This is a genomic window from Trichocoleus sp. DQ-A3, from assembly GCF_039961975.1.
Lineage (GTDB): Bacteria > Cyanobacteriota > Cyanobacteriia > Cyanobacteriales > FACHB-T130 > FACHB-T130.
This window is the reverse complement of sequence record NZ_JAMPKC010000001.1, coordinates 695,800-717,630: the sequence shown is the minus strand read 5'-3', so window position 1 is coordinate 717,630 and position 21,831 is coordinate 695,800. Positions and strand designations below refer to the sequence as shown.

The 21,831-nt window shown below is 46.0% G+C and carries 20 protein-coding genes; 5 read left to right on the top strand and 15 right to left on the bottom strand.

Features of this window, described 5'->3' with window-relative positions; all coding sequences use genetic code 11:
* Positions 1–62: 62 nt before the first annotated feature.
* Positions 63–1,712 (bottom strand): alpha/beta hydrolase, encoded by a 1,650-nt coding sequence (locus NDI44_RS02920; RefSeq protein WP_190413688.1) that lies wholly within the window; start codon positions 1,710–1,712, stop codon positions 63–65.
* A 382-nt stretch (positions 1,713–2,094) separates the two neighbouring features.
* Here NDI44_RS02920 and NDI44_RS02915 point away from each other — a divergent pair, with 382 nt between their 5' ends.
* A complete protein-coding gene (locus NDI44_RS02915) occupies positions 2,095–2,397 on the top strand; it encodes a Dabb family protein (RefSeq protein WP_199304867.1) in 303 nt (100 codons plus the stop codon).
* 159 nt (positions 2,398–2,556) lie between these two features.
* On the opposite strand, the gene NDI44_RS02910 is transcribed toward NDI44_RS02915, so the two are convergent.
* The 3 genes from NDI44_RS02910 to NDI44_RS02900 all read right to left on the bottom strand — a co-directional run bounded on the left by NDI44_RS02910 (position 2,557) and on the right by NDI44_RS02900 (position 6,165).
* Entirely contained in the window at positions 2,557–3,480 is a 924-nt protein-coding gene (locus tag NDI44_RS02910; RefSeq protein WP_190413686.1) for a restriction endonuclease, read from the bottom strand.
* Positions 3,481–3,680: 200 nt separating this feature from the next.
* On the bottom strand, positions 3,681–5,486 hold the full coding sequence (gene aspS, locus NDI44_RS02905; RefSeq protein WP_190413683.1) for an aspartate--tRNA ligase: 1,806 nt from the start codon (positions 5,484–5,486) through the stop codon (positions 3,681–3,683).
* Positions 5,487–5,859: 373 nt separating this feature from the next.
* Positions 5,860–6,165 carry a hypothetical protein gene (locus tag NDI44_RS02900; protein WP_190413681.1) on the bottom strand — a complete coding sequence of 102 codons (306 nt, stop codon included), beginning with the start codon at positions 6,163–6,165 and terminating at the stop codon, positions 5,860–5,862.
* A gap of 207 nt (positions 6,166–6,372) precedes the next feature.
* On the opposite strand from NDI44_RS02900, the gene NDI44_RS02895 reads away from it, so the two are divergent.
* Positions 6,373–6,894 carry an orange carotenoid protein N-terminal domain-containing protein gene (locus tag NDI44_RS02895; protein ID WP_190413679.1) on the top strand — a complete coding sequence of 174 codons (522 nt, stop codon included), beginning with the start codon at positions 6,373–6,375 and terminating at the stop codon, positions 6,892–6,894.
* Positions 6,895–7,004: 110 nt separating this feature from the next.
* Here the strand turns inward: NDI44_RS02895 and NDI44_RS02890 are convergent, their stop codons facing one another.
* The 3 genes from NDI44_RS02890 to NDI44_RS02880 all read right to left on the bottom strand — a co-directional run bounded on the left by NDI44_RS02890 (position 7,005) and on the right by NDI44_RS02880 (position 10,737).
* Positions 7,005–7,769: an ABC transporter ATP-binding protein gene (locus NDI44_RS02890; protein ID WP_190413677.1), complete on the bottom strand. Its 765-nt coding sequence runs from the start codon at positions 7,767–7,769 to the stop codon at positions 7,005–7,007.
* Between the two features lie 76 nt (positions 7,770–7,845).
* A complete protein-coding gene (locus NDI44_RS02885) occupies positions 7,846–9,063 on the bottom strand; it encodes an ABC transporter permease (RefSeq protein ID WP_190413675.1) in 1,218 nt (405 codons plus the stop codon).
* A gap of 87 nt (positions 9,064–9,150) precedes the next feature.
* Positions 9,151–10,737: an efflux RND transporter periplasmic adaptor subunit gene (locus NDI44_RS02880; protein ID WP_190413673.1), complete on the bottom strand. Its 1,587-nt coding sequence runs from the start codon at positions 10,735–10,737 to the stop codon at positions 9,151–9,153.
* 320 nt (positions 10,738–11,057) lie between these two features.
* Between NDI44_RS02880 and NDI44_RS02875 the strand changes: the two genes are divergently transcribed.
* Entirely contained in the window at positions 11,058–11,942 is an 885-nt protein-coding gene (locus NDI44_RS02875; protein WP_339380716.1) for a tetratricopeptide repeat protein, read from the top strand.
* A gap of 356 nt (positions 11,943–12,298) precedes the next feature.
* Here NDI44_RS02875 and NDI44_RS02870 read toward each other — a convergent pair whose 3' ends face one another.
* Both NDI44_RS02870 and NDI44_RS02865 read right to left on the bottom strand, forming a co-directional pair.
* Positions 12,299–12,622: a hypothetical protein gene (locus tag NDI44_RS02870; protein WP_190413671.1), complete on the bottom strand. Its 324-nt coding sequence runs from the start codon at positions 12,620–12,622 to the stop codon at positions 12,299–12,301.
* 450 nt (positions 12,623–13,072) lie between these two features.
* The gene (locus NDI44_RS02865) at positions 13,073–13,306 is read right to left on the bottom strand and encodes a Nif11-like leader peptide family natural product precursor (RefSeq protein ID WP_190413669.1); all 234 of its coding nucleotides are present in this window, start codon (positions 13,304–13,306) and stop codon (positions 13,073–13,075) included.
* A gap of 95 nt (positions 13,307–13,401) precedes the next feature.
* Between NDI44_RS02865 and NDI44_RS02860 the strand changes: the two genes are divergently transcribed.
* Positions 13,402–13,935, top strand: a complete 534-nt coding sequence (locus NDI44_RS02860) for a hypothetical protein (RefSeq protein WP_190413667.1) — start codon at positions 13,402–13,404, stop codon at positions 13,933–13,935.
* A gap of 451 nt (positions 13,936–14,386) precedes the next feature.
* Here NDI44_RS02860 and NDI44_RS02855 read toward each other — a convergent pair whose 3' ends face one another.
* Both NDI44_RS02855 and NDI44_RS02850 read right to left on the bottom strand, forming a co-directional pair.
* The gene (locus tag NDI44_RS02855) at positions 14,387–14,605 is read right to left on the bottom strand and encodes a hypothetical protein (protein ID WP_190413665.1); all 219 of its coding nucleotides are present in this window, start codon (positions 14,603–14,605) and stop codon (positions 14,387–14,389) included.
* A gap of 162 nt (positions 14,606–14,767) precedes the next feature.
* Positions 14,768–15,199 carry a nuclear transport factor 2 family protein gene (locus NDI44_RS02850; protein WP_190413664.1) on the bottom strand — a complete coding sequence of 144 codons (432 nt, stop codon included), beginning with the start codon at positions 15,197–15,199 and terminating at the stop codon, positions 14,768–14,770.
* A gap of 277 nt (positions 15,200–15,476) precedes the next feature.
* On the opposite strand from NDI44_RS02850, the gene NDI44_RS02845 reads away from it, so the two are divergent.
* Positions 15,477–15,806: a phosphomannose isomerase type II C-terminal cupin domain gene (locus NDI44_RS02845; protein ID WP_190413787.1), complete on the top strand. Its 330-nt coding sequence runs from the start codon at positions 15,477–15,479 to the stop codon at positions 15,804–15,806.
* A 248-nt stretch (positions 15,807–16,054) separates the two neighbouring features.
* Here the strand turns inward: NDI44_RS02845 and NDI44_RS02840 are convergent, their stop codons facing one another.
* The 4 genes from NDI44_RS02840 to NDI44_RS02825 form a co-directional block, all read right to left on the bottom strand.
* Positions 16,055–17,020 carry a restriction endonuclease gene (locus tag NDI44_RS02840; protein WP_190413663.1) on the bottom strand — a complete coding sequence of 322 codons (966 nt, stop codon included), beginning with the start codon at positions 17,018–17,020 and terminating at the stop codon, positions 16,055–16,057.
* Positions 17,021–17,381: 361 nt separating this feature from the next.
* The gene (locus NDI44_RS02835; protein ID WP_190413662.1) at positions 17,382–18,029 is read right to left on the bottom strand and encodes a Uma2 family endonuclease; all 648 of its coding nucleotides are present in this window, start codon (positions 18,027–18,029) and stop codon (positions 17,382–17,384) included.
* 65 nt (positions 18,030–18,094) lie between these two features.
* The gene (acnB, locus tag NDI44_RS02830; RefSeq protein ID WP_190413661.1) at positions 18,095–20,704 is read right to left on the bottom strand and encodes a bifunctional aconitate hydratase 2/2-methylisocitrate dehydratase; all 2,610 of its coding nucleotides are present in this window, start codon (positions 20,702–20,704) and stop codon (positions 18,095–18,097) included.
* Between the two features lie 640 nt (positions 20,705–21,344).
* The gene (locus NDI44_RS02825) at positions 21,345–21,770 is read right to left on the bottom strand and encodes a DUF4278 domain-containing protein (protein WP_190413660.1); all 426 of its coding nucleotides are present in this window, start codon (positions 21,768–21,770) and stop codon (positions 21,345–21,347) included.
* Positions 21,771–21,831: the final 61 nt, after the last annotated feature.

The window sequence follows — 21,831 nt, the reverse complement described above, 5'->3', positions numbered from 1 at the left end:
ATTTTATTTCGAGCCAAGGTGCAAAGAAGTTATTCTTAGCGTCTTTGCACCTTGGCTCGAAATTATCTCTTGGATTGATTCTCAAGAAAATCGTCCACCACGGCTTGCGCTTCCGGTGGAATCTCAGTGACGAGACGAATCGGGAAAGCGTCTGTTGAAGCCAACTGAGCATATTCTGGGGTGAGGAAAATTGCGTACTTGGCAGCATCATCGGTGAGTTGTGCTGCCATTGCCAGCGCGATCGCTTTCATGTAGCTGCGGATGGCAACAGCTTGTTCGCCAACAACTTCACCACCCGTGTAAAGGGTATTCGGTTGTCTCGCTTGATCTTGGGTAGTGCTGGGATCTTTCACACTTAAATGGGTGCTTCCCACCACACCCACCAGCCATTTTGGACTGGGTATTTTAGAAAAGCCGATAATTTGTTCGGTTAAAGCGGGAGTCGTCTTATCAGCGGAAGCGGCTTCAATTAAAGTGGGGACTTGCACAGCGCTTAAACCTGTTTCGCCAAAGAGCAAAGAGGTGGTGGGATTGAAAGCGATCGCTGCTTTTACCCTGGGATCTCGCAGTTGATAGCGGTCTTCCGGAAGTCCCCTGGCAAAACACTGGGAAGCTTCCCCAAGATTAAAGGAAATTACATTCCCTTTACAGCGCTCTTTTAAAGACGCTAATTGCAACTCGGCACCCGCAACCGATAAAGCTGTACTACCCCCCAGAGAATACCCGATTACCATGACGCGATCGGGTGCCAGTTTCCCCTGAAGTTCCCCTGCTTGGTTCAGCTTTTCTAGTTCGTCGATAACAAAACTGATATCCTTAGGACGATCCAAAAACTCCTGAGCATCTAACAGAGGAGCCTTGCCTCGGAGTGCCTGCTTCACATGACTTTCGTTACTCCCAGGATGTTCTAACGCTGCCACTACATAGCCATAGGATGCCAAATGCTCTGCCAGGTAGCGCATATCGGTGCGAACCGAACCTAAGCCATGCGATAGAACAATTATCGGTTTAGCCGGAGAAGCCGCTTCTGACCAGTAAACATCAAGGGGAATTTCCCGGCGGCGCTGGGTATCATCGAGTTTCAAGTTCAGCACCTGCACGGATGCCGTTCCCGGTAGCGTGGGATCGAAAGGTAAATTAAGTTGGGGGCGCTTGACAGTCAGTTGGGGGGCAATCTCCGCCATAAACCACTGAGTTTGCCAAAAAGCGCTGTTAAAATTTTCGACAACTTTAAATGCTTGGCTTAAGTCTATATAAAGGGTTTGACGGGGATAAGCTTCAATAAAGCTGAGCAAAGAGAGTCCTTCTGGTGCCCTAGCCCCCAATACGAGTCCCGATCGCACATCTAGCACCCCGACGTTATCCTGTCGCGATGTTGTGCTAGCCAAAGAAGATGCGATCGCGCTACCAATTTGAGTATCGAGTAACCGACTCACTTGCACAACATCAATATCAAGTTTTGCCCTCAGCGCTGACAGAATTTGGCTTCGTTGTTGCGAAGACAGGTTTCTTGCAAAACTTCTCAAAGACGATGGGGTGGTTCCCGTTTCCGCAAGCTGGCGGAGATCCGCGATATTGATGGATTCAGTAGAGGAGCCTTTCCGAACCACGATGGTTTGAGCGGCTTGTACAGAAGGAGTTGCGCTGCTGATGTAGGCGCAACCACTGAGGACGCTGATAACTGACAACAGCCATCTCAAGCGCGATCGCATGAATATTTCTCCTTTCTTGTGCTTTTTCGCTATCTGCTTGCAATTATTGTAGGGGCGCACGGCTGTACGCCCCTATAGATGTATACCGTGCAATTTATTCTTCACAGGCACGAAGCGTCTGACGTTAGGTTGTGGCCTTTGTCTGTACAGCCGCGACTTTCAACCATAGAGCAAGTGCAGCAAGCAGCTCACAAGCAGCAGAATAATTGAGAACCATTTGGTCTTGCGAGTGAATTTGTTGAAGACAGCAAGCACCCAAAGAAGCAGGATTAAGGGGCGATCGCTTGTGACTGAATTTTATTGAGAGCGATCGCATCGGGCTGTGTGTTCTTTCTGTTCCCAGCTAAGCTTTTAGATACTCTACCATCAGTAACCTAAGCAAATGCCTCAGATTCAACACATGGTTCTGCTCAAATTTAAACCAGAAATAACGTCGGAAAAGATTGCAGATTTGTTAAACCAACTGGGTGAACTTCAGCAATTAATTCCAGGCATTACCTACTATGCAGGGGGAGCCTACTCTAGTCACGAGGGGCTGAACCAGGGCTACAACCACGGATTTTTGATGACATTTGAGAGCGCAGATGCCCGCGATTTCTATCTGCCGCATCCCGAACACGAACGAGTGAAGTCTGCGATATTAAAATGCTTAGATGATTTTATCATCTTTGATTTTGAAGCTTAATTCTGTTAGGAAGGAGAGCGTTGATATAAACGTCTCTCCTAATTTCTGATTTCTTAAGCCCAAAGAAGTCGCAAGAAACGTTGCGCTTAGATAAGTTTAAACAGCCAATATTGTATCAGAATATCAATCTCAAAGGAAAGTTAGAAGCAAATTAACTATTTATGGAGATAAATTTGCTCCATCTGTAAAGTAGTCCGAGTCTATTTTCTTTATTTCGTAAGTCGATACTGTTGATACTCCTACATTGTGATCGATCATAAACTCGGCAAGTTGTTGACCGTCTATTAAAACAATTTTATATTCAATACTTGAAGCGTAGTTCCGTGCCTTAGTGGTAAATTTAGATGCCGTAATAAATACTCCCTTCTTTGCTTTCTTTCCATGCAAAGCGCCTACAAAGTCTCGGATTTCCGGTTCACCTATAGTTTTTTCAGCCCAGCGTTTTGCCTGAATATAAACAATATCTAACCCTAACTTATCTTCTTTAATCGTGCCGTCTATTCCTCCATCACCAGTCGTACCTATTGCTTTCCCAGCATCTTGTATAGAGCCACCATAACCCATGCGAACAAGCAAATGCACTACAAGATTTTCAAAAAACTTTGCTGAACACTCTTTTATCTTTTTAAGCAACTCTATTTCTAAATCTTTACGAATTTTTTGATAACCACAATCTATCAGCTTTTGGGGAGAGTTATCTAAAACTTCACCAAGGTCTTGTTTAGGCTTTTCAGCATCTTTCTTTGTTTTTTTAGGTCTTTTATCTTCAAGAAATTCTTTTAAAAAATTTATATCTATTTCTGACGGTGCGGTGCTTAAAATTTCCATGCCCAGCTCTGTAATTTTAACTAACCCTCTTTTATCTTCTAATAAACCTGCATTTTTTAAGTAATCTCTTGCGCGTCTAACCCGATTATCAAACAATTTTTCTCCCCCACTAGATGTTGATTCCTTTTGTTCATCCTCACTCAAATCGAATTTCTCAGAAAGAACTTCAATAGCATCTCTCAGAGAGTGTTCTTGCCCGTCACGAGCATAATTAAACAAAGAAGGAGCAATTGCTTTAGCCTGAGGTATTGCCATAACTTATCCTTTGGATGGAGCGGACTTGGTGTATATTATTCCAAGCAATCCCTTAGATTTGAGGCTATCCAGAGGAAAAGATAGCGATCGCTATCTTTTCCTCATGCCTCTGCTTTACTTTCCATGTTTTATTTTCCAAACATTTTGAAGGCGCACAATGAGAATTGTGCGCCTCTAAACCTTTGTCGCGATCGCGCGAGTTACTGCTTGTCTTTTTCGCCGGACTTGGGCTTGTAGGTCGAAGCAACGTGCAATTCCTTCAACTGCTTTCCATCGACACCAGAGGGCGCATCGGTCAATAAACAACGAGCCTGCTGTGTTTTCGGGAAAGCAATCACATCCCGAATCGATTCTTCCCCTGCTAAGAGCATCACCAAGCGGTCTAAACCGTAGGCAATTCCCCCGTGCGGCGGCGTGCCGTATTCAAACGCCTCTAGGAGAAATCCAAACTTGGCATACGCTTGCTCTTTCGCCAAGCCAATGGCTTCAAACACCTGCTCTTGAACCTCGCGCTGGTAAATCCGCCGACTTCCACCGCCAACTTCCACGCCGTTGAGAATCAGGTCATAAGCTTGCGCCCGTGCCGTCTTCAGGTCGTGCAAATCATCGGGATGGGGAGCAGTAAAGGGATGATGCAGCGCTTCTAGGCGCTTCTCATCCGCATTCCACTCAAACATCGGGAAGTCTGTCACCCAAAGCAGGTTGTTTTTGTCAGGAGCGATGAGTCCCAATTCGCGACCAATCACCTGGCGCAATCTATCGAGGGTTTTATTAACCGTATTCGTATCGCCCGCACCAAATAGCAAAAGATGACCGGGTTTTGCACCTGTGCGACTTAGCAATTCTTGCTTTTGCGCTTCGGTGAGGTTGTCTTTAATCGCGCCAATGGTGTCGAGTTCGCCGTCATCTCGCACGCGAATATAGGCAAGACCCTTAGCACCGGCTTCGCTAGCTTCTTTAAATAGGTCGCCGCCTGGTTTAATCCGCACGTTGGAAAAGGCGTCGTTTCCGCCAGGAACGGGCAATACTTTGACGATACCGCCAGAGGCGACAGCGCCGGAAAATACCTTAAACCCAGAATCTTTCAGCAAATCGGAAACGTTGACAAGTTCTAAGCCAAAGCGGGTGTCTGGTTTATCGCACCCGTAGCGATCCATCGCGTCTGCATAAGTCAGGCGCGGGAAGGGACGGGGTAAGTCGATGCCTTTGACCGTTTTGAAGATATGGCAAACTAAACTTTCGTTGAGCTGGAGAATCTCTTCTTGAGACATGAAGCTCATCTCCATGTCTAACTGAGTAAATTCTGGCTGTCTGTCTGCGCGTAAATCTTCATCTCGGAAGCAACGAGCAATCTGGTAATAGCGGTCATAGCCAGATACCATCAGCATTTGCTTAAATAGCTGCGGTGACTGAGGAAGCGCATACCACTCGCTGGGATTGACGCGGCTGGGGACGAGGTAATCCCGTGCGCCTTCAGGAGTCGATTTGGTGAGAATCGGCGTTTCGATTTCGATGAAGTTTTCGATGTCTTCCAGGTAGCGACGGATGGCTTTGACGACTTGGTGACGCAACTGGAGGTTGCGAGTCATGCGATCGCGTCTTAAGTCTAGATAGCGATACTTCAGGCGCAAGTCTTCGCGCAGGGATTCTGTGTCTCCCGCCCCTACTTGGAAGGGCAGCTGCTTGTATACCTGATTGAGCAGTTCAATTTTGTCTGCGTAAATTTCAATTTCGCCAGTCGGGAGGCGAGGATTAAGCGAGTCTTCGGGACGTTTGCTGACTCGACCTGTAATTCTGAGGACGTATTCGTTGCGCTGATTTGCCGCCTCTGCGTAAGAGTCAGGCGTCCGCACTGGGTCGCTGATAATTTGAACGATGCCGGTGCGATCGCGCAAATCTAAAAATATCACCCCCCCGTGGTCGCGGCGACGGTCTACCCATCCACACAAGGTGACAGTTTGTCCAATATGTTCGCTTCTAGGTTCGCCGCAGTAATGGGTTCGCATGGTTGCCGATCGAATGCTTGCTGAAAGATTGGGATTTAAAGGTAACAAAATGTGAAAGCTTTGCCCATTATCCTGCATTCTTTGTAATTCTGTTCAAACTGCTAGGGGCTGAACCTAGCGAACCTCTAACAATTCCTGACATTGGTACCAAAATAACTAAAGCTCAACCAACGCTTGGTTGAGCCATATTTTTGCATTTTGAGCGATTGGGATACGTCGCAGTGACCCTAAACTAGGCAAGATCCGAATCATTGCGGCATCGTCTACGCGATCGCTATCCTGATTTTTTTTAGTGAATACGGCTTTACTTCCCTGGTTTACCCAGTCCTATCGCTTTTTCCACGATTTATCGCTTTTATTGGCTGTTTTTTTCTTAAGCTCTAGGATTGACATCCTTCGCCATTTCCCGGAAGTCTTCCGGATTGCTATGAGCCTCTGGTGAGGATTTCATCTCTGTTGGCTGGGGCATTTTCCGGGCAGCACCTGTTGCAGCTTCAGCCGCTTGGGCACCAGCACCACTCTGGTCAACTTCACTAACGCTAAATTCTTTTGATGCTGCGTAGTCAGCGTCGAAATCGACACTTTGCGTTGCTTCTTCACCTGCAACCATGCGTTCGGCAGCTAGCTGGGCATCTTGAGTTGTCGCTTGATTCGGATCGGGTTTCACTTCTTCAGTCATAAGTAACTCCTATTTATTTAGACTTTTTTATCTGCAATTTAGATTTTAAAGGAGCGATCCCCGTTCCTCTGACCCTCTTGAGATAGATCCTTAGCCAACTCTCAATCTGCAAAACCGAGTGAGTCAAACTCTCTCTCTTGGAGGGCGATTTTAACCCACCAAGTTTGCAACTCTTGGAAATATTAACCTCATTCTTGGATAAAGTTTATGACTACAAACCAAAAATCTCAAGCTCTTTCCAGTGAAACTCAAAAAGTGGTTGAGGCTTTTGAAGCGTTGAACACGGATGACAAACTAGCATGGTTTTATTACGTTTATGAAAAGATGGGAGATTCGATTACTCCCGCTGCCCCAACTGCAACCGATCCAGAACTAGCTCCGAAGCTGTTAGGAGAATTTTTTGATTTGGATGACGATCGCCAGTTGGCAATTATGCGAGAAATTGTCAATCGCGAAAACACAGAATATTCCCATGCTTATGGGGCTTTGAAAGAGAATAATCAGTTAATGGTTTGGTATGCTTGGGCGCAGGGTATGGGTGATACGGTCGTAGATGTGCCCTCGGACTACCAAGCAAATAACCCCGTTAACGACCTAATGGGTCAAATTGAAGGTCTTGACTTTGAGGGACAAATTTCCATGTTCCGGACAATCGTTAGCAACATGGGCTATACGGACGTGAAGCCAATTCCCTCTCAAGCTGAAACTGGTAAGACTGCCAGCCTGTAAATTATTTCCTTATGCCATCGCAGGGGCGCATAGCCAGCCGTGCGTCCCATGATTTGATCCGAAATGCCATTAAAAAAGAGCGTTCTTGGAATTGAACGCTCTTTTTGCAATTAAGAAACGGCGACTTTACCAATATCGCCTGGGGTCAAATGGGAATGCAGCACTTGTCCATCGCGGAACCAGACGATGCGTTTGGTGAGACGAGCAACTTCGGGTTCGTGCGTAACCATGACCACAGTGATGCCGCTGGTATTCAGTTCTGTGAAGATGTCCATCACTTCTTCGGTCGTTTTGGAATCCAGTGCGCCAGTGGGTTCATCAGCAAGCAGCAAGACGGGTTTGTTGACAATCGCACGCGCGATCGCGACCCGCTGCTGTTGTCCCCCAGATAGTTGATTCGGTCGATTATTCAGTCGATGCTCTAAACCAACGCGAGTCAGAGCAAAGGTTGCTCTCTGGCGTCTTTCAGCACTCGGAATACCCGCATAAACCATCGGTAGCATGACATTTTCTAACGCTGTTAGTTGTGGCAAGAGATGGAATTGTTGAAACACAAAACCAATCTTCCGATTGCGAATTCCCGCTAAGTCAGCATCTTCTAGAGAGGACACATCTACGTTATCTAAGTAATATCGTCCGTCAGTGGGTCGGTCAAGACAACCAATAATATTCATCGCAGTGGATTTGCCCGATCCAGACGCCCCCATAATCGCGCAATATTCGCCCTCCTCTACAATTAAGCTCACACCAGCAAGGGCGCGAACTTCTGTATCGCCGACGCCGTAAACCTTGGTGACATCCTCTATACGAATGACGACAGGTTTTTTTGAAGGATTAAGGGCTGAGGACTCAGGAGTGAGTTGTTGATTGCTCATTGAAGGATTGAAGAATTGCTAACTGTTCAAACGCCCTTAGTTATGAACGATGAACCATGAACATTGTTCGTGCATTTTAAGCACTCCGCAAAGCCACAATTGGGTCAAGTTTAGCGGCTCGTCGTGCCGGGACGACGCCAAAGAATAGCCCAATCCCGCCGGAGACACTGACAGCAATAACAATTGCCACGGGTGAAATGCCAGCTTTCAGAGGGGTGAAAGCGCTGACGAGCGAGATCCCGCCAACGCCAATCAGAGTCCCTAATAAGCCACCCGCCGCTGAGAGAATTACCGCTTCGATGATGAATTGAATCAGGATATCTTGCTCTCGTGCGCCAATCGCCTTGCGAAGCCCGATTTCTTGGGTGCGTTCGGTGACGGAGACGAGCATAATGTTCATGACGCCAATGCCTCCGACAAACAGGGAAATAGCAGCGATCGCAGCTAACATGAAGGTCAAGCCGCTAGTAATCGTGTTTACAATGCCCAAAAGGTCTTTTTGACTGCGAACGGTAAAGTCATCTTCACCGTTGATTTTGTGCCGTAGCCGCAGCAGATTTGCCACCTGAAATTGAGCGGCTCCAATGCTGGCTTCGTCTTTGGCGGAGATAGAGATTGCTGTCACTTCAAGACCATAGGGAGACGTATTTCCCACGATCCGATTCGCTAGGGTGGTGATAGGTAAATAAGCCGCTTCATCCGGATTATCTCCCAGCGCCGAACCTTTGGGTTTCATCACGCCAACAATTTGAAAGCTGATATTTTTAATCCGCAGTTGTTGCCCGATCGGATCTTGATTGTCAAATAATTTATCTGCTAATTCTGACCCCAGGATGACAATTTGATTACTCCGCTTAATATCAAGATCGGTAATAAATCGTCCTCGATCCACATCAAAACTTCTCGCTGAGAGATACTCTGGCGTTGTCCCGAGAACCAAGGTAGTGGTGTTTTTGCTGCGGTAGGTAACTAATTGTCTGGAATTGATCTGGGGAGCGACATCTTGGATGGAAGGCACCTGAGACGCGATCGCTCTGGCATCTTCAAGAACTAGCGTTTTCGGTACCTCAAAGGTCGTATTCCGAGTTTTCTGGGAACCAGGAACCACAAACAGCACGTTTGGCCCCAACGACTCAAACTGTTCGGCGGCTAACCTTTGCGCTCCTTGTCCAATTCCCACCATCGCAATCACCGAGGCATTGCCAATCATAATGCCGAGCATGGTGAGACTGCTACGCAGTTTGTTTGCTACCAGCGTCGTGGCAGCCATTTTGACGCTTTCTACAATATCCATATTCGGTAATCGGTAATTGGTAATCGAGAAGGGGTAATCAGAAACCTGACTAATGACTAATTAGCTATTACCCATTACCAACTCTCCTTATTCCTCTGGCTTAGGTTTGCTATCTTTGGGCAAATCGATGAATACGCGATCGCCTTCGTTGATACCATCTAAAATCTGTGTTTGGTTTTCAATCGATGGGCCAATCGTCACCGCTTTAAACTGGGGTTTGTTCTCCTCATCAGGGACTAATACACCCGTCTTTCCTTTCTCGGTGACAATTGCCACGGTGGGAACGACCAAGGCATTATTCGCAGGTTTACCCAAAAAAGTCAGGTCAACATTCATTCCCGACCGCAGTTGTTCCTTACCCGTTTCCAGAGCGACCCGCACCTGAAAAGACGTGACATTTTGCTCGACCACCGCTTCCGGCGCAATCAGCTTGACCTTGCCTTTAAACACTTGGTCGGGATAGGCATCTGCCACAATCTCAACCGGCTGTCCTTGGGTAATTTGCCCAACATCAACCTCTGGGACTTTCGCCAGAATTTCTAAATCCCTGGCAATAGCAACAATTGAAGTCGAGGTAGCGGAAGCCGTAGTGGAAGCAGAAGTTGTGGGAGTAACGAAAGCGCCTTCTGTGGCGTATTTCTGCGTCACAATCCCCGAAAAGGGAGCGATGATTACCGTGTCGGAGAGCTGGACTTGCACCGCCTGCATCGAAGCTCTGGCGGCGTCAGCGGCTGCTTTTAACCCAGCAATCTCCTCTCGGCGCGTCCCATTTTCTAACTGTCGCAGAGCCGCTTGCGCTTCTGCAACATCCGCTTCTCGCTGGGAAATTTCCTCGCTGCGACCACCCTTTTGGCTTTGCTGCAAGGCAGATCGCGCTTCTGCTACTGCCGCTTGACGCTGCTGGATTTCTTGGCTAGTGCGGTTTTTGAGTTGCTCCAACCGTCGTTGGGCTTCTCTCAGGTTGGCGCTGGCATTGCGGTACTCTGTCAGCACCTCATCCAGCTGGTCTTTAGAAATGGCTCCTTGAGAAGCGAGCTGTTGATTGCGATTGGCTCGTTTTTGTGCCAATTCTACCCGCGCTTCGGCGGCAGAGATTTGAGCTTCGGTCTGGGCAATTTCTTCAGGACGACCAATTTGTACCGATGCTAGATTCGCTTCGGCTTGCTCCAGACGAGCTTTGAATTGGGCAATTTCTTCGGGACGACCCACCCGCGCCGCAGCTAAACGAGCTTTCGCTTGCTCTAGACGGGCTTTTGCCTGATTGATTTCTTCGGGACGGCTCCCCGCTTGTGCTTGTTGCAGTTTGGCTTGAGCTTGCTCCAGATTGGCTTTGGCTTGAAAGAATTGAGCCTGAAGCTGGGAATTCTCCATTTGGGCGATTTTTTGCCCTTGCTGGACTCTATCTCCCTGCTCGACGTATAACTTTGCCAAACGCCCAGATGTTGGAGGGCTGAGATTGACGCTTTGAACGGGCACGACGGTACCGCTAGCGATAATCCGTACTTTCAAGGTTTGCGATTTAACAGGTACGGTCAGGCTCTCAATGTCTAGTTTGGGCGTTGCCCGACCCATGATGAAATAAGTGGTAGAGCCAACTACCAAGATGCTAGACGCTATCAGCCCAATGACCCACCGAGAAGGGTTCTTGACTTTGCTTATTAGTGGAAGTTGCATTCGCGTAGTTTTTAAGTCCGGTAGTACGAATGAACAGACTGCTCAATGAGGGTATTTTTAATGACGATGGGATTCAGCTTTAGCACCAAGGAGTCACACTCAACTGTATTTATCTACAGCAAGTTGCTTATTGTTTCCCTATTTTAGCGAGTTTGAACTTCCTGACGGATTGAACCTTGTTTAGTGTTTCCCGTCAATCCGTTATAGCGATCCCCAAATTGACGTGTGGCTTTGCTCTCGATTTCTGCTACGGTCAGTTAAATTATTGGTAAGGTTGCTGAACATTTCTTCTCTTCGCATTATTTCTTTGAGGCTGCACCGTGCCTAAACGTTTTTCGATATTCCCGCTTCTTGTTTTCCTTGGTTTAGGGAGCGTTGCTCTCCCCGCCTCTGGGCAAGCACTCGTGCCCTATACGCTACAAATGGAGTCAAAAGAGCTAGAGCAGCAGGGCTTGAACCTGGCACAAGATGCGGCTCAGCTAGCGCGATTCCAACAATACGATCTAGCATTGCCCAGAGCGCGATTGGCGACTCAGCTGGCTCCCACCAGTTATCAAACCTGGTTTTTACTGGGGAGTTTGTTTTTGCAAGCGCAGGAGGTAAATAACGCCATTGATGCCTTGCAACGGGCGAGAACCCTTCAACCCAACGAACCGGGGATTCTATTTGCTCTGGGAAGCGGGCACTTTCAGCAGGAAAAGTATCAGGAAGCTGTTAGTGTTTTGCAAGCTGGGTTAAAGATCAAACCCGATGTCCCGGAAGCTTTGTTTGATTTAGGCAATGCTTACTACAAACTGAAACGGTTTCCAGATGCGATCGCTCAGTACCAAAGGGCGGTTGCTAAGGAAAAGAAATTCTGGCCTGCAATTAATAATATTGGGCTAGTTAAGTACGAAATGGGCGATATAGATGGGGCGCTTAGTGAGTGGCGTTCCGCTAGCTCTCTCGATAAGGAGGCGGCAGAACCCCGGTTGGCGATGGCGGTGGCGCTGTATGCGAAGGGCGATCGCGAACAGGGTTTGTCTTTGGGAGAGGCTGCGATTCGGTTAGACAGTCGCTACGCCGATGTAAAATTTCTCCAAGAAAATCTTTGGGGCGATCGCTTACTCACAGAAACGAAAAAGTTCCTGTTAACTCCCAGAATTCAGGAAACAATTGCCCAAAATGACAACGAACCTCGACAACCGCAAAACGCCCCTGAGTGAAGCATGAAGAATAAAGCACGAAGGATAAGATTTTATCCTTCGTGCTTTATTTTTTTGCGGGTAGTTTTACAAATTAGGGCAGGTAGGTAATGGGTAATTACTATTTTCCGGCTGCTCTGCTCCAAACGCCATAACTGCAAGTCTTTTACAAACTCAAGACTGACGCACAGACACCAGATAGGGTGTAGGATCTACGCCAGGTGCATCAAGATGGTCAACCGCTTACTATTTTGATCGGGTTTTGAGCTGACTGACCATAATCCGTAATCGTGCAACGGATACCTTTACCCTAAGAACTTGAGACCTTGGTCTAAATTGTTCAGATTCGATAGCACAGACGAAGTGAAAATTCTGCCTTATTTTTTGGAGTGATCGCTCTCAAAAAAGAGTTTATAAGCAACCCAAACCACTGCCCCAACTATAATCACATAAGAAAGGGTTCCTGCTAGCTGAATGCTGACAACGATGGTAACAACGATGGCTACAAACTTTCCAAGGTTCGCCAGTTTCTTGTACCACGGCTGGGGTGAACGCTGAGAGTCTTGATGCTTAGTAGTTTGATGCAGCGGCGGTTGATTAATTTCTGCCTCTATCTCTCGGAGTCGATTAGCTCTTTTGCGCTCCTGAAGCTCTCGTTCCCTGCGTTGAAGTTCGTTATCTTTATTGTCTGGATAATTCATAAGTGTTTATACTGTATAGGCTTATAAAAGTGTGTGATTATTAGCGTCAATCTTAACCTCGGAACCTCGCAACTGACTAGAGCAAATTAGAAAAAATTTAGTTAAAAAATTTTAGGCAGGCAAGCAAAGAAAGTACATTTGCTCTGTCTCTACCTGTAAATTCTTACGATTCATGTGTTAAATAGCACACTATCGTAACTCAAAAAAAATATATATAAAAGCGATCGCTATCTAGAACAAGTGTAAAATTCCTGTTATATTAATCCGCCGTGGTTACTACATAAGCCATAAAATAGGTGATTTTTTCACTATATCTACAAAAAAATTGTTGATTGTGTAATAGATTCAATTTTGCTTTGAAGCTGTATAAAATAGGGTGGGCAATGCCCACCCCAAACTCTAATAGCTAAGCTCACGATAGCTTTTAACCATTAGCTAGTTCACAATGCACTAAATCCATTTAACCCTCCGCAGCCAAGGCCAAACGCCCGTCTGCCTTCTCAAGATGACACCTTCACTATGTTCTTTGACGACATCCTTCAATTCTTCAGTGGTCAAGGCGTAGCCTAATTCACGAGCAACTTTTACGAATTCCTCTGGACTAGCTACTTCTTGGAATTTTTCGCGTAAACCTGGATCGTAGGTAGCAGCTTCCAGAAATTGACAGGCACTTTCTTTAGACATTTTGACAATCCCCCTACTCTACTGTGTCTTTTTTAGTTCATGCACTATAGCCATTTTAATCGTGCGCTATACTGCTGAAATTCTTTTTTAATCCTATGTTACAGACAGCCGCATCTACCAACCTGAATATTCTTTTAGAAAACCTCCTTTTCCTAGTAATTGTTACGTCTTTTCTTATCTTTGCGGGTTGGCTTTGGAGACATTCACCTCCCTTCACGATTCCTCAACCACTTCCGCCTTGGTTTAGAGCGTGGTTATTTGTTGTACTGCTAGTGGGAGTGGCGCTTCCCCTAGTAGCAATGGTTCTGTGGGGCATATGGTGGAATCATCCCAGCGTATTTCAGGTACTGGTGCCGTACTTTGTCATTTTGGGGTTACAAATTTTATCCGAAAGCGTGACAACGAGACGGTTTCAATCCTGTACGTTCGTGATGGTTCCTTGCTTATACCTTCCTTATCGCGTTTGGCAATTATATAGTGGATTGACGCTTCTGAATTGTCAGAGTGGGACAATCTGGATACAGAGATTATTAGTTCTGGAAATTGTCCTTTGGATTTTTAATTACGGCGTACACTTGTCGCAGATTCTCCGGCTTCTTAATTGGGAATTAAAAACTCAAAGTGATTAAAATTTAGCGGCAGTTCTTGAAAGGTAAAAGTCTGTGAGTAGATGAATTATGGCAGCCTATTCACATCTTAATGCCAGGAATTTATAGTAATAATACTTAGTAATTATTTTGATTGGTAGATGAAAAGCACAAACTAGAGTACGATAACGGCTATAGCCGTCCTAAATAATTCGTGAATTATGAGACCTCAACTTCTTAGAGAAGCTGGGGATATGAAGGGTAGCATCTCGCAAATCCAATAGGATTACTATGGATTTAATTAGCAGGAGATTTATAGGACAAATATCAAATTATTATTTTTATAATATTTATTTTTAGGTCATAAAAAATTTTGGTAAAACTTAATGGTTACTCTAAATATTCAATGTTGTATATTTGTAGAATCAAAGCGCAGCAAAATACTAAAAGATTCAACAATAAAGTAATAGAAATTTTTAATCAGCGGCACTATTTAGATTAGGGCAGAAATTTCATCTACAACTTTCAGCCGGTTCTTGCGGACAGCGTAAAGTAGCCGATCAATTGCTCGCTTGTCTTCTTCGCTGATTGCATCTTCCAACAGTGCAGCCATCAGCCCATATCGGTCAGCCAGGGTAATGCTACCAGTGTAGGTAGCTTGAGCAAATAGTTCAGCGATCGCAGAGTCGAGAGGGCAGATTTGAACAGGCATCGTTACGGATATTAACTCGATACTTCTAATATGACCCTTTTGCCCATTTTACTGAGTGATAAACCACTGTAAAAAATGTGACGATACCCTAGATAATCATGCGATCGCGGGTTTAAGTAAAGGTGATGAGCAGCTAATTGCTGAGTGATATAAATCACACAACTAGCCCTGCGACGGAGACTGTTCTGGGTGCGATTCTACTTTGGGCTGAACCACAACCGAAAGATACTCGCGGTAACGACAAATCTTGTCGCCACGAACATCGAAAGCGATCGCCCCTCGGTTCTGATAAGGCTTCCCCCGCAGATGCCCTTGAGAGCGAATCTCGAACACAACGGTCGTCTCGTTACTGGTGACGCCATCTAGCGTCACCACCAGCTCATTGTTGAAAGCTTCAGACGCATACTCAAAGAAAGCAGCTGCCCGTGCTTTACCGACATTTTCCCCCTGATATTGCCCCACTGGAAACCAGAAGCTAAAGTCATCCGCAAGCATTTCCAAAAACGGTTCCCACTTGCCGGTTCCCATCCCCTGAGTGAAGTGCCCAAATGCACGCTGGGCAGTTTCCATCGTGCTTTGTTGTGTTTGTGCCATGTTTGTAAGCTGCTGCAACTAAATCAATTGTGGCAAAAACAAGCGGAGAGAAGCCGTAGAAATCTCATCGGAACCGCAGGATGCCTGCTTGCATGCTTCGGATGCCGCTACCAGCTACTAGCACCCTCGATATATTGTCCCACCGATAATTAGTGCAGAGGAACTTTCAAAAATGCGGCAAAATTGAGATGCGAATCTTCGGAGACAAGCAGGGATGAATAGCAACCAAAATGAGGGGCAGGCTTCGATTCTGCCCTTACCTGAAGATAGTGACACAATGCGGATACGACCTTGGGGCACAGTCACTGTTTTAGAAGAAGGGCAACGCTACCGGATTAATCGCATTGAACTCAACCCAGGTCATCACATTAGTACCCAAATGCACTATCACCGCAGCGAACACTGGATCGTTGTATCTGGCACCGCCAAAGTGATTTGTGATGGTAAAGAGACAACCTTAATTCAAAAACAGTCAACCTACGTGCCGATGTCTACAGCTCATCGGGTTGAAAATCCAGGGTGTATTCCTCTAGTGATGATTGAAGTCCAAAATGGGGAATATCTGGGAGAGGATGACATCATCCGTTTCGACGACGCGGAAACCTAACATCGCAAAATCAAAGGATATATAGCACTCTTCCTAAAGGCGAGATCCCCAACTTCTTCAAGAAGTTGGGGATCTAAACCACCAACTTTGGATTGGATTGCTATAGTGTTTCTCAGTTTACTCAAATACAAGACCGAACTCCTAGCCCATTTCTTTTCTTTGTATGGGAGGGGTTGGAGGGTTAGGTTTTATGGCTATAGGTGAAGGATGCGATCGCGCCATGCCACAGGGCAATCAAGTCTTAATCTTTAGTATATCGGTTTGTAAAAAGGGTCTTTATCAATAACTGCCGCCTTAATTTTCTCTTTAAGAAAGTGTTTTAGATCCTTCTCCTGTTCCAGAAGTAAGATGATCTCTTCCAGGGTACAAAGAACTACCACAGCTTGACGAAGTGATTCTTTGCAGGTCTTTATTGCTGCCTCAGTATAGCTAGAAGTTGATATAAAGATGCCACGTGCCTGACCTCTGTTAAAAACTCTTACCAAATGCTGGGAAACCTCACCTGGTCCCAAAGCTGTGCTCCACCACTTCATTTCAACTAAATAAAAATCACCATTAATTTCAGCTACGCCATCGATCTGCTCAATAATACCTTCACCTTGATCTCCTTTTACGGTGAATGCTTCTCGAAGGAGAATTCCACTAGCCTTAAACAGACGATTCAGCACACCTTCTAATACCTTGCCTCGCTTGTGACTATCTGATTCGCGGAATAGCAAAAATAAATCTGCTTTAATGGCAGCTAATTCGTTCCGCCTTCGCTCCATTTCTTCCAGTTTTGCTTTCTCCTGTGCCTGACGCTTTATCCTTTCCTCTTCTCGTTCCTGATACATCTTCGTAAACGAATCTTTAACTTTTAGGACTCGGCTGATTTCAGCTACCAGACCCCTTGCCTTTAATTGGTCTTCTGGCCAACAGGTAGAGAAAGACTCAAATTCGACAATGCGTTTTACGATTTCTCGTCTTTCGCGTAAAGCTGAGTCTCCCCTTTCATTCAGTCGAATTAATACAGTTCGGACGATTTCATACTTAGAGATGCTATCACGGTTAGTGTTGACAACTATAGCGATATCGTTAGTTAACGTAGAGTCAACACCAGCGCCTCTAAAAAATAGTAATACGTCCTTTTTTGAACGACAAAGTAATGGGACTGTCTCAATGAGAAGCTTTAAAAATTCCGGCGGATAGTGAAAAGTAGAGAAATCGGAATTCATTGCACAGCTCAACTAAATATTACTTAATGATTTCTCAGGAGAGACTTCATAGGCTCTCCTTTATGTAGTTATTTTCAGCCAGAGATAAATCTTTAAGAAACCTGCTTTAAAAATATCATACTTGTATATATCCTAACATAGGTGCCCAAATACTTAGACGGGTAATGCAAAACTAGATGTCCACAAAAAAAAGCCCTTTCTGTAACAAGAGAAAGGGTTTTAAACAAATTAGACTTGAATAACTATCTACCAGCCACCGTAGAGATACCCAAAATATCCGTAATCCGGGGCATATCTTCCAGCAAAATCACGGGACATTCATCCTCAAAACAGTTAGTTAATCGAAGTTGAGACTAAAATTTTACGATACTGTAATTTGTTCTCGTATCCAATTTCTAAAAGCTCTCATTGTATTATTCCTACCAATAGCTTTTACCTGACTTAAATATTGGGGAATTACATGAGCCAGTGGTAAATTAGGAAAAATCAGACTAAAATCTGACTCGATATACTTACCGTCTCGTAATACATTAATTTGTAACTTGCCTTTTTCAAATCGCCAAAGCTCAGGCACTCCTAAAGCCTCATAAATACTTGGATGAGTGCGAGAAGTTATATCTATCTCTAAGGCTAAATCTGGAGGTGGGTCGATGGATAAATCTAATCTTTCTTTTCCTCTTACTGCTGCTTCATTTTGAATATAAAAACAGTTATCGGGTTCTATCCCTTTCAGCATATCCGGGTTTTTAAAAGTAGTAGAACCAAGAGGATAAAAATCAATATCTAGTTCTTCTAAAATAATTTCAATAAAGTTGCTGATAAACAGTTTATTGGTTTCATGCTCTGACAAGGGTGTCATGATTTCTAATATTCCATTGTCATAAGCTACTCTTGACGCACGATGTTCGCCTAACTCTTCTAAAATGGTTTCAAATTCTTGCCAGGTTATATCTTCAAGAAAAACTTTATGACCAGGCGGGATATTAAATCGCTTTAATTCCAATAGCATCTTTAAGCTTCATCTTCAATATTGGAAAGTAGGGTGGGCAATTCCCACCCTACCTTCATTATGAACTAGCGCAACGCACCAGAGGGAATACCCAAAATATCCTCAATCTTGGGCATATCTTCCAGGGAAATTACGCGACCTTCATCCTCAAAATTAGCGATTTGGTCGAAGTTGAGATAGCGATACAAATCACCCGCAAAAGGATGAATTTTCTTCGCCACAATCTCCATGTATTCTTGCACTGTGGGAATGCGTCCTAACATCGCACAAACAGCAGCTAATTCAGCCGAACCGAGATAAACTCGTGCATCTTTGCCCATGCGATTATTGAAGTTGCGAGTGGAAGTAGAAAACACGGTTGTACCGTCATCCACACGCGCCTGATTTCCCATGCAGAGACTGCATCCCGGCATTTCTGTACGCGCACCTGCGGCATCAAATACGCTATAAACACCTTCTTCCTTGAGTTGGTGTTCATCCATGCGGGTTGGAGGACAAATCCAGAGGCGGGTTTTAACTGCTGCTTCCCCTTCCAGTACCTTTGCAGTAGCGCGATAATGACCGATATTCGTCATGCAAGAACCGACAAATACTTCCTGCACAGGGTCATTCTGAACTTCGGACAGCAACTTAACATTATCCGGGTCATTGGGTGCGGCGACGATTGGTTCCTTGATTTCGTTCAAGTCAATCTCGATAATTTCCGCATATTCTGCATCTGAATCGGCTTCCATTAATGCGGGATTTGCCAACCATTCTTCCATTTTTGCCACGCGGCGCATGATGGTACGGGCATCTTGATAACCCCGCGCTACCATATTTTTCATCAGCGCTACGTTGGAACGCAGATATTCAGAAACTGTCTCGATACTTAACTTAATTGTGCAGCCTGCACAAGAACGTTCGGCACTGGCGTCGGTAAGTTCAAAAGCTTGCTCAACTTTTAAATTTGGCAAGCCTTCAATTTCCATGATTCGCCCGGAGAAGATGTTTTTCTTGTTCTGCTTCTCTGCTGTTAGCAAACCTTTTTGAATTGCCACGTAGGGAATCGCGTTCACGATATCCCGCAGCGTCACACCGGGTTGCAACTCGCCTTTGAACCGCACTAAGACGGATTCTGGCATATCTAAAGGCATCACGCCCAAAGCAGCTGCAAAAGCAACTAAGCCGGAACCGGCGGGGAAGGAAATTCCCAAGGGGAAACGGGTGTGGGAGTCGCCGCCCGTTCCTACGGTATCGGGTAGCAGCATCCGATTCAGCCAAGAATGGATAATGCCATCGCCGGGTCGTAAGGCGACGCCGCTGCGAGATGCAAAGAAATCGGGCAGTTCGTGATGGGTTTTGATGTCAACGGGCTTCGGATAAGCGGCGGTGTGGCAGAAACTCTGCATCACCAAATCTGCACTGAAGCCGAGACAGGCGAGTTCTTTTAACTCGTCGCGGGTCATGGGGCCGGTGGTATCCTGAGAACCAACCGTTGTCATCAGCGGTTCGCAGGAAGTGCCGGGACGCACACCATTGAGTCCGCAGGCTTTCCCGACCATTTTCTGCGCTAGAGTAAATCCTTTGCCGGTATCGATGGGAGGGCGAGGGCGGATAAAGATTGGACTGGGTTCTACTAATCCGAGGGCAATTCTGGTTTTATCGGTGAGGGTACGCCCAATCAGGAGGGGAATACGTCCGCCTGCGCGTACTTCGTCAGTGATAGTGTCGGGTTTGAGGCTGAAGGTGGAAATAACTTCTCCAGCTTCGTTGGTAATTTCACCTTTGTAAGGATAAATGGTGATTACCATGCCGGTTTCGATCTGGGTGACATCACACTGGATGGGTAATGCACCTGCATCTTCGGCGGTGTTGAAGAAAATCGGCGCGATCGCACTCCCTAATACATATCCCCCAGCCCGTTTATTGGGTACGAAGGGTATATCGTGCCCGATGTGCCACAAAACGGAGTTAATCGCAGATTTCCGGGAGGAACCCGTTCCTACGACATCCCCTACATACGCTACGGGATGCCCTTTTTTCTTCAACTCGACAATCGTTTCCAAACTTCCCGGTTGCCGAGATTCCAGCATTGCCAAGGCGTGCAATGGAATATCCGGGCGGGTTGTGGCATGGGTGGCGGGAGATAAATCGTCGGTGTTCGTCTCTCCGGGCACCTTGAAGACGGTGACGGTAATCGCTTCTGGCAAGATGGGGCGACTGGTAAACCACTCCGCCGCCGCCCAAGCGTCAATGACTTGCTTGGCATAGGAATTCGTCTCGGACAATTCCAAGACATCGTGGAAGGCATCATACACCAGCATGATTTTGCTTAAAGCTGTTGCGGCGGCTGATGCCAATTCATCGTCAGATTTGAGTAAATCTATCAACGATTGCACGTTGTAGCCACCTACCATTGTTCCCAGCAGTTCTACTGCATAGATGGGGGTAACTAAAGGGCTAATGGTTTCACCTTTGGCGACAGCGGTGAGAAAGCCAGCTTTCACGTAAGCAGCCGGATCGACGCCTGGAGGAATGCGATCGCGCAGCAATTCCAACAACGTCTCTTCTTCACCCGCTGGAGGATTTTTCAACAAGTCGCACAATTGAGAAGTCTGCTGGGCATCCAACGGCAGTGGTGGAATTCCGAGTGCCGCCCTCTCAGCGACGTGTTGACGATAAGATTCAAGCATTTTCAAGTCTCCTAATCTCAGCAAAATTTGGGGGCGGTAGCGCTTTTATCGCATCGCTTTTGTGTTCTCAATCGGAAGGATGCGATTCACACGCTTTTGCCCTCGATAGTTAGAAGTCAACACAAGGTATGGCGCTACTACTTAAGTCGCAGATCAACTTTATTAATTATTGTGAAAAAATGGAATAAAATTTGTAGGATTCGCTGCAACTACCCTTACCCGTAACGGTTGATCTGGCAGGATACATTCCCATAAAAAAAGGGCGATCGCTCTCTATCGCCCACGTAGCTTTATAAACCAGGAATCCGTCGTCTTCAGCTTTGAAGATTTCGTGCTTAGATAAAATTTTACACCTAAAGGGGGAGGAGTGCGATTTTTGACGGTTTGCAGATTCTGGCAGCAAATATACCTGGCGATTAGAAATCGCGGCTATACAAACAAAGTCCGCCTTCGCGGACTTTTGAAACCTGCATAGGTGGGTTTAGTTGAATAAATGCGAAGCAGCTTCTGCCCCCTTCTTCCGAAGGGGGGTAAGGAGGGTTGGCGTAGATGCGAATTCTATTCGCCCTCTTTACAAGCATTGGGATTCTCCCGTTACTCCCGCCTCAACCGCAAGCACCGCCAGATATTCCGGAAACTCCTAGAGGCACAATGTCAGTTGCTTCGACTCTGCTTCTAGAAGGCGAATTAGATTTTCGTCACCTTTGGCTTTAGCGACTTGTATCCGATGTTCCAGGCTGCGGTGGATATTCGCTAAGTGACTTTTAGCAGCGTTATCCAACACTTTTCGCCGACTTGTATCGGTTGGCAATTTCCGATCGCCTAGAGGTGCCATCCCTTCACATGAGATTTGCCTCTCTAGAGCATCCCTAGTCGTGCCGGTTTTGCCGATGAAGTAGGGAACTCCCCGATAGTTCAAGTTAACAATCGCATCGGGAACTGCAATATGTCTGGGATATGCAACGTTGTAAGTCTGTCCCCGATACTTCCCCACAATCTCGCTTTCGGTTACTTCCAGCGTGGGTGAAGTTTTTTCGTAGCTGACGCCGCGATAAGAGAGTTTCATAAGTTTCGCCTCCGATTGAGTTTCCTGAGTATTTGTGACTAAGCAAGGCACGCTGCTTCGC

Coding starts and splice junctions, on each gene's coding strand:
- NDI44_RS02910 (WP_190413686.1), bottom strand. CDS start 3,480: ATGGCAATACCTCAGGCTAAAGCAATTGCTCCTTCTTTGTTTAATTAT.
- NDI44_RS02860 (WP_190413667.1), top strand. CDS start 13,402: ATGTTACAGACAGCCGCATCTACCAACCTGAATATTCTTTTAGAAAAC.
- NDI44_RS02895 (WP_190413679.1), top strand. CDS start 6,373: ATGACTACAAACCAAAAATCTCAAGCTCTTTCCAGTGAAACTCAAAAA.
- NDI44_RS02915 (WP_199304867.1), top strand. CDS start 2,095: ATGCCTCAGATTCAACACATGGTTCTGCTCAAATTTAAACCAGAAATA.
- NDI44_RS02865 (WP_190413669.1), bottom strand. CDS start 13,306: ATGTCTAAAGAAAGTGCCTGTCAATTTCTGGAAGCTGCTACCTACGAT.
- NDI44_RS02835 (WP_190413662.1), bottom strand. CDS start 18,029: ATGCTATTGGAATTAAAGCGATTTAATATCCCGCCTGGTCATAAAGTT.
- NDI44_RS02885 (WP_190413675.1), bottom strand. CDS start 9,063: ATGGATATTGTAGAAAGCGTCAAAATGGCTGCCACGACGCTGGTAGCA.
- NDI44_RS02845 (WP_190413787.1), top strand. CDS start 15,477: ATGCGGATACGACCTTGGGGCACAGTCACTGTTTTAGAAGAAGGGCAA.
- aspS (WP_190413683.1), bottom strand. CDS start 5,486: ATGCGAACCCATTACTGCGGCGAACCTAGAAGCGAACATATTGGACAA.
- NDI44_RS02870 (WP_190413671.1), bottom strand. CDS start 12,622: ATGAATTATCCAGACAATAAAGATAACGAACTTCAACGCAGGGAACGA.
- NDI44_RS02920 (WP_190413688.1), bottom strand. CDS start 1,712: ATGCGATCGCGCTTGAGATGGCTGTTGTCAGTTATCAGCGTCCTCAGT.
- NDI44_RS02850 (WP_190413664.1), bottom strand. CDS start 15,199: ATGGCACAAACACAACAAAGCACGATGGAAACTGCCCAGCGTGCATTT.
- NDI44_RS02890 (WP_190413677.1), bottom strand. CDS start 7,769: ATGAGCAATCAACAACTCACTCCTGAGTCCTCAGCCCTTAATCCTTCA.
- NDI44_RS02825 (WP_190413660.1), bottom strand. CDS start 21,770: ATGAAACTCTCTTATCGCGGCGTCAGCTACGAAAAAACTTCACCCACG.
- NDI44_RS02900 (WP_190413681.1), bottom strand. CDS start 6,165: ATGACTGAAGAAGTGAAACCCGATCCGAATCAAGCGACAACTCAAGAT.
- NDI44_RS02880 (WP_190413673.1), bottom strand. CDS start 10,737: ATGCAACTTCCACTAATAAGCAAAGTCAAGAACCCTTCTCGGTGGGTC.
- NDI44_RS02855 (WP_190413665.1), bottom strand. CDS start 14,605: ATGCCTGTTCAAATCTGCCCTCTCGACTCTGCGATCGCTGAACTATTT.
- NDI44_RS02840 (WP_190413663.1), bottom strand. CDS start 17,020: ATGAATTCCGATTTCTCTACTTTTCACTATCCGCCGGAATTTTTAAAG.
- acnB (WP_190413661.1), bottom strand. CDS start 20,704: ATGCTTGAATCTTATCGTCAACACGTCGCTGAGAGGGCGGCACTCGGA.